The sequence below is a fragment of the Deltaproteobacteria bacterium genome, from assembly GCA_026129095.1.
Taxonomy (GTDB): domain Bacteria; phylum JAGRBM01; class JAGRBM01; order JAGRBM01; family JAHCIT01; genus JAHCIT01.
On sequence record JAHCIT010000004.1, the window covers coordinates 150,452 to 165,490 of the forward strand.

A 15,039-nucleotide genomic window follows, 5' to 3' on the forward strand; every position below is an offset into this window, starting at 1 on the left:
CGGACAGGGACTTTCCTGATTTTACTGGGGATTTTCCGAACTATTCTTAGGGGAAGCGGGCCGGGTCTTGATCGAAATCCGCAATGTCACCAGGAGCTTTGGCGAACTCCGCCTGCTCGACAACGTCAGCCTGAGGGTCAATGCGGGCGAAACGGTCGTGCTGATTGGCCCATCCGGTCACGGAAAGAGCGTCCTCCTCAAGATCTGCGCGGGCCTCGTCCAGCCGGATTCGGGCGAAGTATTCATTGACGGCAAGTCGATCACCCGTGCGAAGGGACTCGAACTGGACGGCATCCGCAACCGCATGGGGATGCTGTTCCAGAACTACGCCCTGTTCGATTCCATGAATGTTTACGACAACCTGGCGTTCCCCCTGCGGTCCACCGACAATCTGCCGGAGGGCAAGATCCGCGAGCGCGTGATGCATGCCCTGTCGCTCGTCAAGCTCTCCCATGCCGCGGAGCTCAGGATCAGCGAGCTGTCGGGCGGCATGAAAAAGCGCGTCGGTATCGCCCGCGCCTGGATCCGCAACCCCGAGATCATCCTCTACGACGAGCCGACGGCCGGCCTGGATCCGGTGACTGGCGAGCGGATCAACACCTACATCAAGGATTTCGCCAGGCAGGGGAGCATCACCGCCCTTGTCGTGACGCAGGAGATGCTCTCGGCCTTCTCGGTCGCGCACCGGCTGGCCTTCCTCTACAACGGGAAGATCCTGCAGTGCGACACTCCCGAACGGATGCGCGAGTCCAATGTCCCCGAGGTCCGCCAGTTCATCAACGGCCTGCGTGAGGGCCCCCTGAGCTACACCATGGTCAAGCGCCGGGAGACGATGTGAGTATTGTCTTCAAGAACCTCTGGAAGAGCTTCGGGCCGAAGACCGTGCTCCGGGGCATCAACCTCGAAATCCACGAGGGGGAGACGCTGTTTATCATCGGCGGTTCGGGAACCGGCAAATCGGTGACGATCAAGCATCTCATCGGGCTGCTCCGCAAGGACCGGGGGGAAATCTGGATCGACGGCAAGGAAGTGAGCGACTATACCGAAGAGCAGTTCATGGACGTCCGCAAGAAGTGCGCGATGGTGTTCCAGAACCCCGCCCTGCTGGATTCGCTCACCATCGGCGAGAATGTGGCCTTCTCCCTGCGCCGCCACACCACCCTCTCCGACCCGGAAATCCGGAAGCGGGTGGCTGAGACGCTCGCACTGGTCAACATGGAAGGTTACGAATCGAAGATGCCGGCCGAAGTGTCCGGCGGCATGCAGAAGCGTGTCTCGCTCGCCCGGTCGATCATCCTGCGTCCGAAATACGTGCTTTACGACGAGCCCACGACGGGCGCCGACCCGGTGACAGCCAACACCATCAACGACCTGATCAAGACCATGGCACGGGAGCTGAAGGTGACGTCCATCGTGGTGTCGCACGACATGGAATCGGTCAAGCAGGTGGCCAACCGTGTGGCCATGCTGTATCAGGGACAGTTCATATGCGACAGCAGCCCGGAAGATATCTGGAAGAGTCCGAATCCGTATGTGCAGCAGTTCATCACCGGAAGCCCGGTCGGGCCGATGGAGTGAGCTGCCGCCAGGCGGGAGCGCAGGAAGGACCATGAGCGAAGCAGCCGGACAGCAGGCCCAGGAGACACGGTTCCCGGCATTCGTGCGCGGCCCGGCGGAAGCCGTGGGCTCGCTCATCATGTCAGTGGGAGGCGGGCTGACCGAATTCGGCCGCCTGTGCCTGTTCCTGCGCGAGACGGTGGTACGGCTGGTCCGGCCGCCCTACTACCCCGACGTCATCATGTACCAGATGTACCAGGTCGGGGTGAAGTCGCTCATCATCGCCGTGCTCGCCGGCTCGTTCGTGGGCGGAATCTTCGCCATCCAGATCAACGACCAGCTCCTCGACTTCGGCGCGCAGGCGTTCCTGGGCGGCATCGCCGTCTCGGTCACCGTACGCGAAGTGGGTCCGATCATGATCGCGCTCCTGATCGCGGGCCGGATCGGCGCCTTTACGGCCGCCGAACTGGGCACCATGAACGTCACCGAGCAGATCGACGCCATCCGGTGCCTGGGGACCGATCCGATCAAATACCTCGTCGTCCCCCGGTTCCTTGCCTGTATCGTCATGTCGTTCGTGCTCACTGTCGTCGGCATCGTGATCGGTATCTTCGGCTCGGTGCTGGTGGCCTGGGCCATCGCCGATGTGCATCCGCTGTTCTTCTCGGGCCGGATCCTGGACATGGTCACGGCCTTCGATTTCATCAACGGGCTATGGAAGAGCTTCTTTTTCGGTATCCTGATCGCTACGGTATGCTGCTTTTACGGCTTCAATACCCGCGGCGGCGCCGAGGATGTGGGCCGTAATGTCAATACTACAGTCGTGGTCACCGGCATCAGCCTGCTGGCGACCGACTACTTTCTGGCGGTGTTATCGCAATGGTTCATGCAGACGCTGATAGCCTTCGGGCTGATGAACTGAGGGGGCCCATGAAGCTGCCGGCCATCTTCACCCCCATCGTCGTTCTGTACCAGAACGTCCGCGACATCGCACGCCTGTTCGCCGAGACGGTTTTCTACACGTTTACCCCGCCCTACCGGCTGCGGCCGATCCTGGACCAGATTTACTGGATCGGCGTCAACTCGACGGCCATTGTCCTCTCGACCATCGCCTTCGTCGGCATGATCTCGATCGTCGAGCTGTCGTTCCAGATGGATACGGTTCTGCACACGACCGAATTCGTGCCGGGCTTTGCCACCGTGCTGATCCTGCGCGAATTCGCCAGCGTGATTCCCGCCGCCATGATGGCCGGCAAGGTAGGGGCCGGCATCACGGCGGAAATCGGCAGCATGCAGCTCACCGAACAGATCGATGCGCTCCGGCTTATCTCCATCAACCCGGTGCGGCACCTCGTCGTGCCCCGGTTCGTGGCGTCGGTCCTGAGCCTGATGATGCTTTCGTGCATTGCTGCCGTCGTCGCCATCATCACCGGCATGATCGTCTGCTCGATCAGCCTGGATATCGACTGGCTGCTGTTCATTAACAGCGCACGGAACTTCGTGAAGCCCATTGATCTGGGCATCAATGTGTTCAAGGCGTTCATTTTTGGAATGATTATCCCCGTGGTGGCTTCCTATTACGGATTCCGGACCACGGGGGGTGCTGAAGGGGTCGGGATTGCCTGTACCAAGTCCGTTGTGTATTCGGGTCTGGTCATCGTCATCCTCGACTTCTTCATGACCTGGGTGGCTTCCGTCTACATTTTGTAATTCGAGAAAGGAACCGGTTATAGAGGGCCGGACCGAGAGGATCAGGGAATGAGCAGGGAATTCAAGGTTGGGATACTCGTCATCGGAGCCGTGGTTGCCGCCATCGGTTTCATCGCGGTACTGAAGGGCGTCGGCATCGGGCCGCGGTCCTCTTACCGGCTCCGCGTGGGCTACAACTTCGCGGGCGGCCTGACCGTCGGCTCGCCCGTCCGCGTGTCGGGCGTCAAGGTGGGCAAGGTTCGCGGGATCAGGTTCTACGGAGAAGACCCCTCGATTCCGTACCACGTCATTGTCACCATCGACATCGATGACAAGGCGCGTCCGTCGGTACGCCAGAACTCCAAGTTCCTCATCAACATGGCCGGCATCATCGGCGAGCGGTATCTGGAGATCACTCCGGGCTCGAAGGACGCCGAGCCGTGGAAGCCGAACGAACTGGTCCCGGGCGTGGATCCGCCCCGCCTCGACCAGCTCATCTCGCAGGGCTACGCGGTCATGGGCGAGGTGCTCGACATCGTCGAGAAGAACCGCCCGCGCATCGAGCGCATGATTGCGGCCATCGATTCGTTCCTCCAGAACTTCGACGAGGAGCAGATGAAGGATGTGGGCCAGCTCATCGGCAACCTCTCGTCACTCGTCAAGATGCTGAACCAGAACGTCCCCGACATGGTCAAGGACCTGCGGCCGGTCCTGCGCGCTGCCCCCGGCATGATCAACGACCTGCGGCCGGTCCTGAAGGACGCGGGCCCGCTGGTGCGTAACGTCAACGCCGTGATGATGGACCTGAAACCCATCCTGACCGACGCCCGGCCCATGCTGACGTCCCTCCAGAAGATGCTGCAGGACCTCCAGAAATACAGCAAGGCCAACGACACCAGCCTGTCCACGCTCATCAAGCAGATCATCCGGATCGTCCAGAACATGGACGGCCTGGTTGCCGGCGGGAATACCGTCCTGAACAACCTGTCGTTCGCCGACGAGCAGTGGATCCGCTACTTCCTCCAGGAGGAAGGCCTCAAGGTCTACGCGAGCCTTGGCAGCCCGAATGCGCGCTACCAGGTGCCGCCACCGCCGCCTCCGAACGTCAAGCGGCCAACCCCGCCACCTCCCCAGCCGACCCCCGAGACGGCTGATATCGATCCGGATCAACGGCTCCGCCGGTAGTTGCCGGATCGGGCCTGAAAACAGCAAGGGCGCCCCGGAACGGGCGCCCTCGCCTTTTGGAGAGGCCTCCCCTTCACCCGGGGGGCTGCGGGCATTAGATTAGCGGGCGGTGATGATCGACTTTCACATGCACTCGACGGCTTCGGACGGCGTACATGCGCCCGAAATCCTCATGCGCCGGGCGGGCGCGGCAGGAGTCCGCACGCTGGCGCTTACCGATCACGACACCTTCGGGGGCTTCGAGGATGCAGCAGCGGAAGCCCGGAAGCTCGGCATGGACATTCTGCCTGCCGCCGAGGTTTCCACGACTTTCCGCAACCGGAGCTGCCACATCCTCGCCTTCTTCGGCGACCGGGACCAGGCGGAAGTCACCAGCCGGTGGCTTGCCGGATTCCGGCAGGCCCGCGAGGACCGCCTGCACGAAACCTGCGAGCGGTTCGCACGGATGGGAATCAGGCTGACCCCCGAACAGGTGCATGCCGAGGCGGGACCGGCGGCCGTCCACCGGCCCCACATTGCCCGTGCACTGGTGAAGACCGGCGCCGTCAAGTCGCCCAAGGAGGCCTTCGACCGGTTCCTGCACGACGGCGGACCAGCCTATGTGCCCTACGAGACGCCCGACGCCCGCTCAGCCCTCTGGCTGCTCCGGGAACAGGGCGCGTACACGAGCCTCGCGCATCCGGCCATTGACCGGTTCGGCGAGACGGATATCCGCGAACTCGCCCAGCACGGCCTCCATGCGGTGGAGGTCTACCATTCCGAACACCGCCCTGCCGATCGCCGCCGTCTCCGGCAGATCACGGGGCAGTTCAGACTCGGAATGACCGGCGGCAGCGACTACCACGGCGACGACAAGTGCTCGTTCTATACCGATTCGACCGAGGGACACGGTGTCCCGCTTCACGTGCTCGATTCGCTCCTGGACGGCATCCGTGGTGCCCGCGAGCAGGCCCCCCATATCCGGCGCCTGCATGGAGTCTCCTGACATGAACCCGCCAGACGACAGCGAAATCATCATCCGCCAGCTGGTGAACGGGCCGTTCCAGGAAAACTGCTGGCTGGTGGGTGATCCGGCAACGAAGCGGTGCACGCTCGTCGATCCGGGCAGCTCTGCCGAGGGCATCCTGGAGTTCATAGACCAGATGGGCCTGAAGCTCGACAAGATCACCAACACCCACGGGCACATGGACCATGCGGGCGCCGTCGCGCCGATCAAGCGCGAGCGCGGCGTCGGGTTCTGGATCCACCGGGGCGAGACGATGAACCTCCAGTCCATGCCCAAGTGGGGACCGCTCATGGGCATGGGCGACCTTGAGGTTCCGGAGGTCGAGCACTGGATCGAGGACGGAGACGAGATTCCGGTCGGCAACCTCACGCTGAAATCGCTGGCGACGCCGGGCCACACAGCCGGCGGCGTTTCGTTCCTCGTGGGCGGACGCCACCTATTCGTCGGGGACACGATCTTCCAGGGTTCGGTGGGCCGCACCGACCTGCCGGGCGGGAACTATGACACGCTGATCGAATCGATCCGTACGAAAATACTACCGCTGCCGGACGACACCCTGATCTATTCCGGTCACGGCCCGGTCACCACGCTCGGGCACGAGCGGCGGCGCAACCCGTTCATCCTGAAACCCGAGCTGTTCCGTGAGCAGATGGTGTCCGGCCGCCAGGGCGGCATGATGGGCTGACCGCTATTCCGGCTTCTTGCGGTCGAGGAACGCCTGCATCCGTTCCTTTGGCTCGCTCACCCTGAACGACTCGGCAAACGCCCCGATACCGGCCTTCACGGCACGGTCCACCGGAAGATTTTCCCACTTGTGCATCAGTTTCTTCTGGAGCCGGATTGCATTGGGCCCGCATTCGAGGACCGGGGCAACCAGCGATTCGACTTCGGCATCCAGCCGGGCCGCCGGGACCAGCCGGTCAACAAGGCCCCATTCAAACGCCTTCTGCGCGCCGATCGCGTTGCCCGTATAGAGCAGTTCCCGCGTCCGCCCCCATCCGACAAGTTGCGGCAGCAGTGCCGCCTCGATCACCGAGGGGATACCCACCCGGACCTCCGGCATGGCAAACCGGGCATCCTCGCTGGCGACCCTGAGATCGCAGGAGACAGCCAGTTCCAGACCCGCGCCGATGCAGTGCCCCCGGATCCGCCCGATCACCGGGACCGGGAACGTGCGGAGCCCGTGGCAGGCCCGGTGCAGGTTCGTGATGAACCGGCGGGCCGACGGAGGCGTCAGCTTCGACATGTCATGCAAACTGGCGCCGCCTACAAACGCCCGCTCTCCGGCACCAGTCACGACGAGAACCCGGATATCCCGGCGGCGGGAAAGGGTCCGGATGGCGGACACCAGTTCGGCAATCAGTCCACCCGTGAGCAGGTTGAGGGAGTTGTGCCCCTCGATGGCGAGGAGGCCCGCTCCGCGGGCATCCACGGACGAGGTGATCCTGCCGCCATCAGGCGACGGGCGGGCGGCCTTGCGCGTCATCCGGTCTCTCCATTCCCAGAACCTGCCCGACCTTTTCGGCCAGTTCCGTCACCGTGTACGGCTTGGACAGGAAACCGTCGATGGCCGGAGGCAGTTCCGGATTGTTGTAAAGCTCGCCGGCATAGCCGGAAATCACCAGTGTCCGTACGCCGGGATAACGCCTCCGCACCTGCCTGCACAGCTCCTGTCCATCCATGCCGGGCATGATCATGTCGGTAAAAAGGAGATCCACCTGCCCCTTTTCCGTCTCCAGGATGGAGAGTGCCTCACCTGGCCCGGGCGCTTCGAGAACGGTGTAGTCCAGCTTTCCAAGCAGGCGGGCCGTGACGCTGCGGACCCGCGCATCGTCCTCGACCAGCAGGATGCGCGAACTTTTCCCGCTGGCCGCAATCACTGGCGGCGGGGCCGGCACCGGAACCTCGCCCGTCGCTGGCAGGTAGACCCGGATCGTGGTGCCGCTGCCGACCTCGCTTTCCACGGCGACGCCTCCGCCCAGCGATTTCACGACGCCATAGACGACTGACAGGCCGAGCCCGGTTCCCTTCCCCGCTTCCTTGGTTGTGTAGAACGGTTCGAACATGTGCTTGCGGATTTCGGGCGGGATGCCGGTTCCGGTATCGGCGACCGAAAGCACCACATACTTGCCGGGTGCAATTCCGGCCGGATGCTGGCTGGCCAGGACCACCGATTCGAGGTTGGAGGCCGAGATCAACAGATCTCCGCCGGTCCGCATGGCATCGGCACCGTTCAGCGACAGGTTCAGGAGGACCTGCTCGATCTGCCCCGGATTGGCCTGCACTGCCCACAGGCCCGGCTCGGCCTTCACCGACAGGCGGATGTGCTCTCCGATCATGCGGCAGAGCATCCGTGACTGGCGGTCTATCAGCCCGGCGAGATCGATCGAACACCGCTCATCGAGCTGGTACCGGCTGAAGATCAGGAGCTGCCGTGTGATGGCCGCCGCCTGCTGCCCTGCCTCCAGTATGCCGGCCGCATCGCGGTGTATCTGGCTCTGCGGCTGGGCATCCGAGAGGACCATCTGCGCGTTGCCGTTGATCAGCGTGAGCAGGTTGTTGAAATCGTGGGCAACGCCGCCAGCGAGCCTGCCGACCACTTCCATCCGGCGGGCCTGTTCGAGCTGGTCCTCCAGGCGGCGGCGGTTGCTGACGTCGGCAAAGATCACCACGAATCCGGCCGGAGTGTCTCCCCGCCGCAGTTCGCTCACCGTCAGCTCGATCTGGCAGACCGTGCCATCCTTCCGCCGCACCGCACCGGATACCAGTTCCTTTCCGGCCAGATCGGCAAGGACACCGGACCGGTGCGGGACGCCATCATGGAGATTGAACGAGACAAACAGCGGCGACGCTTCGGCCCCCTCCAGCTCGATCGCCGGCCGGCCCAGCAGGCGGCAGCAGGCAGGATTCACAAAGACGATCTTTCCGTCCGGCCCCACGCCGCAGATGCCCTCGTTCGCTGACAGCAGGATCAGCCGGTGCTGTCCGGTGATGCGGTCCAGCGACTCCGCCATCCGGTCCACAGCCACGGCGAGCTGGCCGATTTCATCGTTCCCGTCCGCCAGTTCCGTCCGGACCGACAGGTCGCCCCCGCCCATCCGGTCCACCGCCGTCACCAGGCGGCCGATTCGCCGGCCGATCAGCATATCCCCGGTGAGCCAGGCCGCGAGTATCGCCAGTATGCCGACAATGCTCATGCCGGTAATGCCACGCCGGTAGGCGGCATCAATGGCCCCGAAGACCGTCTCCGACGGGACGCCCACGATGACCCGGAGCGGCTCCAGGCCGGACTCGCCGCTTACGGGTGTGAACGCATGAATCCGCCGGACGCCATCCAGTCCGGCCGCCTCCACGGTTCCCGACGCCGCCGCGCCCATAAGTTTTGTCAGCGCCGTGTCGCTGATATCCTTGCCTGCCCACTGGGCGTGTTCGGGGTAGCGGTACAGGATCGTGTGGTGGCGGTCCAGCAGGATCAGCGTCGAGCCCGCGGGCAGCACCCGCGTGTAGGCCTCATCGGCGAACGTCTCCAGATCCACTGCCACGTAAAGCACCGGCGGCAGCCCGCCTTCCGGTGCGGCCAGCGGCACGGCGAAGTTGACCGTGGACCGGTGCGTGACACGCCCGATCTGGTAGTTGCCCACCGAGAAGCCGCCGCTCGCCTGTGCTCTCAGGAAATAGGCCCGGTCCGAGAGGTCCGTGTCCATCTCGAACGGCAGGCCGCTGCAGAACAGCCTGCCTGAAGGGTCCGTCACCCCGATATTCACGTATTCGGGACTCGCCCGGAGGATATCCGCCAGGACGGCGCTGCATTCGGCCCCACGCTCGCGGGTCAGCACCGGAAGAAGGGCGAGCCCCTTGAGAAACCCCCTGGCGTTTTCAACACGCCGCTCGGCGAAGCCGCTGATGAACTCGGCCGTACGGAGCGCCTGCTGCTCGGCCTGCGCGGTCATGAGCCCGCGGAACTCGCGTGTGCCCAAGTACATGAAGGCGAGCGCAGGCGCGACCGCCAGCACGGCAATGGCAATCAGTTGGGTGCGGATGGAGCGGCGTCCCATGTCCCTCGCCTGCCTGCCCTTCACGGGATGATCAGGTATTCGCTCTTTCGTCCGCCATTATTTCATAATACCGAAGCGTTGCAACGGGGGCCCCACGCACCCGCGGGCTGCGCGAGGAAAGAGGCCGAGCATGAGTGTCCGTATTGAAAAAAAACCACCGCTCTGGACCGTCATCATTGACCGCCCCGGTGAACGGAACGCCGTGGACCGGCCAACGGCGGAGGCCTTGAGTGCCGCCTTCCGCGAATTCGACGCCGACCCGGAGGCGAGAGTGGCCGTCCTGTGGGGTGCGAACGGCACCTTCTGTGCCGGGGCGGACCTCAAGGCGATGGGTTCCGAGCGCAGCAACCGGGTGACGCCGGACGGTGACGGGCCGATGGGGCCGACGCGGATGCTGCTCACGAAGCCGGTCATCGCCGCCATTTCCGGATACGCCGTGGCGGGCGGCATCGAGATAGCCGCCTGGTGCGACCTGCGGGTGATGGAAGAAGACGCCGTGGCCGGGGTGTTCTGCCGCCGGTGGGGCGTTCCGCTCATCGACGGCGGGACGATCCGGCTGCCGCGGCTCATCGGCCTCTCGCGTGCGCTGGACCTCATCCTCACCGGACGGCCGCTGGATGCGAAAGAGGCCCTCGCCATCGGGTTTGCGAACCGTGTCGTCCCCAAGGGGCAGGCCCGCGCCGAAGCCGAGAAGCTCGCCCTCGAAATCGCCTCGTTCCCCCAGACCTGCATGCGGGAAGACCGGCTCTCGGCCTACGAGCAGTTTTCGATGGACCTGCCCGCCGCGATCCAGAACGAACTCAGGCACGGGCAGAAGGCCGTTTCGAGCCCCGAACTGATGCAGGGTCTGATGAAATTCCGCTCTGGCGCCGGACGGCACGGGAAGTTCGGGTAAGGGCTGCCGGCAGCATCAAACTGAAAAGCATGACGGTGGCCAGATATGCCGCAAAACCTGAAACAAAACGAAGCTCTGGGGAGTCGAATGCCCGTTCTTTTTGTGGGACATGGGTCCCCAATGAACGCGATCGAGAAAAACCCCTACACCCAGATGCTCGAAAACCTGGCCAGGAAAATCCAGAGGCCGAAAGCCATACTCGTGATTTCAGCTCACTGGATGAGCGAAGGCACATGGGTTCTTGGAATGGACAGGCCAAAGACCATTCACGATTTTCATGGCTTTCCTCAAGAACTGTTTGATGTTCAGTATCCTGCTCCCGGCAGTCCCGGGACGGCAAGGCTCATTACGGATACGGTCACAGACCCCAGAATCGGTAATGATCTTGGGACATGGGGATTGGATCATGGAGCCTGGTCGGTCCTGAGGCATATGTATCCCGAAGCCGATGTGCCTGTTCTTCAGATGAGTCTCTATATGGCCCGTCCTCCTGAATATCATTTCAATCTCGGGCAGCAGCTCTCAAAACTGCGTGATCTGGGCATACTGATCGCTGGCAGTGGAAACCTTGTCCATAATCTGCATCGAATGGACTGGGGTGCCCGCGCAAAGCCGCATGACTGGGCCGTGGAGTTTGATGCCTGGCTCAAGACGAGGCTTGAGGCTCGTGACTTTTCAGCCTTGATAAAGGACTTTCACAATACTGAGGCAGGGAAACTGAGCATCCCGACGATGGATCACTTTTTACCCTTGCATTACATACTGGGGGCAGCAGATTCGGAAGACGAACTTCGCTTCGAGTTTGAAGAGATCCATCACGCTGCAATCTCGATGAGAACTTTCGGCTTCTGGCCGAAAGGGATCTGACCTGATCTTCCCCCCGGAAACCGGGCCATTTTTCAGGCGAGACGTCAGCCGAATCTCCCCTTGAGGTCCGCCAGCAGCCGGTCCCGCACGAGCGGCGGCACCGTGTTGGCGAAGAACACGTCCGGGGGTTTCGGCCAGAACGGGTCGCGGAACTCCTGCCCGGCGTAGATCTTCACCGTCGAGTAGCGGGGAATCACATGGAAGTGGACGTCCGGGTCCACCATCATCAGCATGAGATAGTTGATCTTCTCATAGGCGAAGGCCGCCTTGAGCGCCCGCTCGCAGTCCTGCGTGACCCGCTTCAGCTCGAAGGCGGCCGCCTCGCTGATGGAGCCGAAGCTCTTCGCGTCATCCTTGCAAACGAGGACGAGGCTCCCCAGCGTCACCTGCCACGGCCGGAGCAGCGCGACCCAGTGGCTGTACTCCTTCAGGACCATATCGGGGTAGCCGAACTTCCGGGCGGTGTCGTTCATGGCCCTAAAACTGGCCGGGCGGGCCGCCGGAGGGCAAGCGGGCGGCTCCGGTGCTATAGTTCCCGCCGGAACCAGCACCTGACGCCGGTCATGCCCGGACGCCGGATGGCGTGACAGCCTTCAGTCACACCCAGAGGAGTCTCCCAGATGTTCGAAGCAGCCGAGGTGGGCAACCGGATCGACAAGGCCGATTACAAGGCCGAGGCAGCGAAACTCCGCCCGGAACTGCTGGAGGTCCAGCGCCAGCTCGCCACCAGCGACCTGGCGGTCATCGTCATCGTCGGTGGTGTCGAGGGGGCCGGCAAGGAGGAGACAGTCAATCTCCTGATGGACTGGATGGACGCCCGCGGCATCGAGGTCCACGCCATGTGGGGCACCACCGACGAGGAACGCGACCGCCCGCGCATGTGGCGCTTCTGGCGCGTCATCCCGCCCAAGGGGAAGATCGGCGTCCTGTTCGGCTCCTGGTACACCGATCCCATCGTCCAGCGGACGTTCCGGCAGATGGACGAGGCGGCCTTCGACCTGGAGATGCACCGGATCGTCCAGTTCGAGCGGATGCTGGAGAACGAGAACGTGCTCCTCGTGAAGTTCTGGATGCATCTCGCCAAGGACGTGCAGAAGAAGCACCTGAAGAAGCTGCGGAAGAACCCCGACACTGCCTGGCGTGTTACCGACGTGACGCTCGACTTCTTCAGGAAGTACGACCGGTTCCGGTCAGTCTCCGAGGAAGCGCTGCGGCGTACCAGCACGGGCTTTTCTCCCTGGCATGTGATCGAGGCGGCCGACGACCGGTACCGGAGCGTCGCCGTTACCTCGACCCTGCTGAAGACGATCCGCAAGGGGCTGGACGACGCCGCCAGGGCGGCCGCCGAGCGCAAGAAGCGGCTCAAGCCCGACCTTCCCCGGCCCAAGGAACACAACCTGATCCGCCACCTCGACATGACGAAGTCGCTCACCGAGAAGCAGTACGACGAGCGGATGGAGAAGAACCAGGGGCGGCTGAACCTCCTTACCCGCCGCCTCCACGACGCGGGCCGCTCGCTCCTCCTCGTCTTCGAGGGGCCCGATGCGGCCGGCAAGGGCGGCAGCATCAGGAAGCTCACGTCGGCGATGGACGCCCGCATCTACCAGGTGATCTCGGTAGCTGCCCCGACCGACGAGGAGCGGGCCCACCCCTACCTGTGGCGGTTCTGGCGGTACATTCCGATGAAGGGCCGGGTCACGATCTTCGACCGGTCCTGGTATGGCCGGGTGCTCGTCGAGCGGGTGGAGGGATTCGCCACCAAGGACGAATGGGGACGGGCCTATGCGGAGATCAACGCCTTCGAGGAACAGCTCCACGGTTCGGGGATCATCGTCGTGAAGTTCTGGATCGCCATCACGGCACAGGAGCAGCTCCAGCGGTTCAAGAGCCGCAAGACGACGCCCTACAAGCAGTACAAGCTGACCGAGGAGGACTGGCGCAACCGGGCCAAGTGGAACGCCTACGAGGCGGTCGCCTGCGACATGATCGAGCGGACCAGCAGCAGCATCGCGCCCTGGGTGCTGGTCGAGGGGAACAACAAGTACTGGACCCGCAACCGGGTCATCGAGGCCACCTGCGAGCAGCTTGAGCATGCGCTCGGCGACGGCGCGAAGCCGAAGAAGAAAAAAAGCAGTAAGAAATAGGCGGGCCACCGGCTGTTCAAGCAGTTGGCAAAAACCACTCCCCCGGCTGCTCGCGCAGCCGCCCCCTCTCCGCAGTCGCAGAGAGGGGGTCAGGGGTGAGGCCCCCTTCAAGAACTACCACTCAGGTCAGGGGATCGCGGCAAAGAAGGCCGCGTCGGAGGTGGCGAGCGCCGTCTGGGTCGTGGCCTTCTGGCCGAGGGCGGCCAGGAGATACTGCCGCTGGTATTTGCGGTAGTAGCCCATCACCCGGCGCGAGTAGACCGAGTCGTTCAGCTCGCGGGTGGCACGGATCTCCCGCAAACGGCCGAGGCCCATGTTGTAGGCGGTGAGCGCCATGTCGAGGCGGGGCTCGTGGTGGCGCATGCGGGCGAGGTAGTAGGTGCCCAGGCGGATGCTGAACACCGGGTCGTAGAGAACGTCGTCGCCGGGATAGGAAAGGCCAAGATCCTTCGAGATCGCCCGGCCCGTCGCCGGCATCACCTGCATGATGCCGCGGGCCCCGGCGTAACTCGTCGCCGTCCGGCGGAAGCCGGACTCATGGGAGGCAACGGCCAGGACCAGGAGGGGGTCGAGGCCGTGGCGGCGGGACTCGACAAAGATCGTCTCCCCCACCACTGCCCGGTCCGCCTCGGGGAGGCCCGGATACTGGGCCAGAACCTGCTGGATCACCTGCAGGCGATACGTATCCTCGGCCGAAAGGACCGGCGTCACGGCGCGGCCCAGGCTGCGGGCCAGTTCCCGCCCGGCGGCTCCGGTTTCACGGGCAGTCCGGTAGGCCGACACGGCAAACACGGTAACCACGAGCCCGATGGCCGCAACGGCGGCCACCCGGATTGACGCACCGCCCCAGCGGGACGTTCGTCCCGCACCCGGCCGTTTGGCTGTCTGGGAGCTGGCACGGGCCAGCTTGTCGGCGTAGTTCAGTGTGTTCATGATCGTTCCGCTTCAGGCTGACCGGGACGCGCCCCTTTCAAGGCACACCCCAAACCTTCCCTGGACTGACCCACACCCAACCTTGGAACCCCAAATTGAAGGATGGGGTCCACGGCTACAAGTGTTTGGCCTGGGGGTCTTCAAGACAACGGTTGCCCTTACGTCCGGATTCAGTAGTGAATCCATAGGGTTATGTAGGCACTTCACCAGTCTGGAAGACCCTTCCGGCCCGGCCGTTTCAGGCCTGGGCCACCGGGCGGCGGGCCTTCGGGGCGGCCTTGGCGCGGGGGGCCGGACGGGCACTGTCACGGGTGACGGTTTCAACCCGTTTCGCCAGTGATTCCAGCCGCTTGGCCAGATCATCAATCTGCGACCGCGTGGCGAGCCCCACCTTGTTGATCACCTCGGTCACACGGACCGAGAGCTGCTTTTCGAACTCCTCGCGGCTCGCCTCGAACTGCTCGGCGAGGTTTTCCACCCAGTTCTTGCCCTTCTCCAAGTCGAGGCCCGAAACCTCGAGGATCTTGTTGACCACCTGGGTCACCTCGGTCTCGACCTTTTCGAGCACCTTCTGGCCCTGCTCGATCTGCGAGCGGACGAACACGGCGATGGGGTTGTTGTCGGGGGTCTGGACGGCCTGCTTCTTCATATTGCTGTTTCCTTTATGGTTTTTGGCTTTGGTTGCTGTCGCCCCTTGTGGGGCGGCTA

Annotated in this window: 15 protein-coding genes; 10 read left to right on the plus strand and 5 right to left on the minus strand. The window is 63.6% G+C overall.

Annotated features, from left to right (window positions below):
- Nucleotides 1-67: 67 nt before the first annotated feature.
- From KIT79_07335 to KIT79_07365, 7 genes are all read left to right on the plus strand, one after another.
- Nucleotides 68-838, plus strand: a complete 771-nt coding sequence (locus KIT79_07335) for an ATP-binding cassette domain-containing protein (GenBank protein MCW5829114.1) — start codon at nt 68-70, stop codon at nt 836-838.
- Entirely contained in the window at nt 835-1,578 is a 744-nt protein-coding gene (locus tag KIT79_07340) for an ABC transporter ATP-binding protein (GenBank protein ID MCW5829115.1), read from the plus strand. Before KIT79_07335 ends, KIT79_07340 begins: the two co-directional genes overlap by 4 nt.
- Before the next feature lie 31 nt (nt 1,579-1,609).
- A complete protein-coding gene (locus KIT79_07345) occupies nt 1,610-2,479 on the plus strand; it encodes an ABC transporter permease (protein MCW5829116.1) in 870 nt (289 codons plus the stop codon).
- Nucleotides 2,480-2,487: 8 nt separating this feature from the next.
- The gene (locus tag KIT79_07350; GenBank protein MCW5829117.1) at nt 2,488-3,267 is read left to right on the plus strand and encodes an ABC transporter permease; all 780 of its coding nucleotides are present in this window, start codon (nt 2,488-2,490) and stop codon (nt 3,265-3,267) included.
- A 48-nt stretch (nt 3,268-3,315) separates the two neighbouring features.
- A complete protein-coding gene (locus KIT79_07355; protein MCW5829118.1) occupies nt 3,316-4,431 on the plus strand; it encodes an MCE family protein in 1,116 nt (371 codons plus the stop codon).
- 112 nt (nt 4,432-4,543) lie between these two features.
- Nucleotides 4,544-5,416, plus strand: a complete 873-nt coding sequence (locus tag KIT79_07360; GenBank protein MCW5829119.1) for a PHP domain-containing protein — start codon at nt 4,544-4,546, stop codon at nt 5,414-5,416.
- 1 nt (nt 5,417) lies between these two features.
- Complete coding sequence (locus tag KIT79_07365) at nt 5,418-6,122, plus strand: MBL fold metallo-hydrolase (protein ID MCW5829120.1); 705 nt, start codon at nt 5,418-5,420, stop codon at nt 6,120-6,122.
- Between the two features lie 3 nt (nt 6,123-6,125).
- Here KIT79_07365 and KIT79_07370 read toward each other — a convergent pair whose 3' ends face one another.
- Together KIT79_07370 and KIT79_07375 are read right to left on the minus strand one after the other, a co-directional pair.
- Nucleotides 6,126-6,923, minus strand: a complete 798-nt coding sequence (locus tag KIT79_07370) for an enoyl-CoA hydratase/isomerase family protein (GenBank protein ID MCW5829121.1) — start codon at nt 6,921-6,923, stop codon at nt 6,126-6,128.
- Entirely contained in the window at nt 6,892-9,516 is a 2,625-nt protein-coding gene (locus KIT79_07375) for a response regulator (protein MCW5829122.1), read from the minus strand. The genes KIT79_07370 and KIT79_07375 overlap by 32 nt, the downstream gene beginning before the upstream one ends.
- A 106-nt stretch (nt 9,517-9,622) precedes the next feature.
- Between KIT79_07375 and KIT79_07380 the strand changes: the two genes are divergently transcribed.
- Together KIT79_07380 and ygiD are read left to right on the plus strand one after the other, a co-directional pair.
- A complete protein-coding gene (locus KIT79_07380) occupies nt 9,623-10,387 on the plus strand; it encodes a crotonase/enoyl-CoA hydratase family protein (protein MCW5829123.1) in 765 nt (254 codons plus the stop codon).
- Between the two features lie 87 nt (nt 10,388-10,474).
- A complete protein-coding gene (ygiD, locus tag KIT79_07385; GenBank protein MCW5829124.1) occupies nt 10,475-11,254 on the plus strand; it encodes a 4,5-DOPA dioxygenase extradiol in 780 nt (259 codons plus the stop codon).
- A gap of 44 nt (nt 11,255-11,298) precedes the next feature.
- Here ygiD and KIT79_07390 read toward each other — a convergent pair whose 3' ends face one another.
- Nucleotides 11,299-11,727: an HIT family protein gene (locus KIT79_07390; GenBank protein ID MCW5829125.1), complete on the minus strand. Its 429-nt coding sequence runs from the start codon at nt 11,725-11,727 to the stop codon at nt 11,299-11,301.
- A gap of 147 nt (nt 11,728-11,874) precedes the next feature.
- On the opposite strand from KIT79_07390, the gene pap reads away from it, so the two are divergent.
- On the plus strand, nt 11,875-13,398 hold the full coding sequence (pap, locus tag KIT79_07395) for a polyphosphate:AMP phosphotransferase (GenBank protein MCW5829126.1): 1,524 nt from the start codon (nt 11,875-11,877) through the stop codon (nt 13,396-13,398).
- Between the two features lie 126 nt (nt 13,399-13,524).
- On the opposite strand, the gene KIT79_07400 is transcribed toward pap, so the two are convergent.
- On the minus strand, nt 13,525-14,331 hold the full coding sequence (locus KIT79_07400) for a transglycosylase SLT domain-containing protein (protein ID MCW5829127.1): 807 nt from the start codon (nt 14,329-14,331) through the stop codon (nt 13,525-13,527).
- A 238-nt stretch (nt 14,332-14,569) separates the two neighbouring features.
- On the minus strand, nt 14,570-14,980 hold the full coding sequence (locus KIT79_07405) for a phasin family protein (protein ID MCW5829128.1): 411 nt from the start codon (nt 14,978-14,980) through the stop codon (nt 14,570-14,572).
- Nucleotides 14,981-15,039: the final 59 nt, after the last annotated feature.

Coding starts and splice junctions, on each gene's coding strand:
- KIT79_07345 (MCW5829116.1), top strand. CDS start 1,610: ATGAGCGAAGCAGCCGGACAGCAGGCCCAGGAGACACGGTTCCCGGCA.
- KIT79_07350 (MCW5829117.1), top strand. CDS start 2,488: ATGAAGCTGCCGGCCATCTTCACCCCCATCGTCGTTCTGTACCAGAAC.
- KIT79_07355 (MCW5829118.1), top strand. CDS start 3,316: ATGAGCAGGGAATTCAAGGTTGGGATACTCGTCATCGGAGCCGTGGTT.
- KIT79_07360 (MCW5829119.1), top strand. CDS start 4,544: ATGATCGACTTTCACATGCACTCGACGGCTTCGGACGGCGTACATGCG.
- KIT79_07365 (MCW5829120.1), top strand. CDS start 5,418: ATGAACCCGCCAGACGACAGCGAAATCATCATCCGCCAGCTGGTGAAC.
- KIT79_07370 (MCW5829121.1), bottom strand. CDS start 6,923: ATGACGCGCAAGGCCGCCCGCCCGTCGCCTGATGGCGGCAGGATCACC.
- KIT79_07380 (MCW5829123.1), top strand. CDS start 9,623: ATGAGTGTCCGTATTGAAAAAAAACCACCGCTCTGGACCGTCATCATT.
- ygiD (MCW5829124.1), top strand. CDS start 10,475: ATGCCCGTTCTTTTTGTGGGACATGGGTCCCCAATGAACGCGATCGAG.
- KIT79_07390 (MCW5829125.1), bottom strand. CDS start 11,727: ATGAACGACACCGCCCGGAAGTTCGGCTACCCCGATATGGTCCTGAAG.
- pap (MCW5829126.1), top strand. CDS start 11,875: ATGTTCGAAGCAGCCGAGGTGGGCAACCGGATCGACAAGGCCGATTAC.
- KIT79_07400 (MCW5829127.1), bottom strand. CDS start 14,331: ATGAACACACTGAACTACGCCGACAAGCTGGCCCGTGCCAGCTCCCAG.
- KIT79_07405 (MCW5829128.1), bottom strand. CDS start 14,980: ATGAAGAAGCAGGCCGTCCAGACCCCCGACAACAACCCCATCGCCGTG.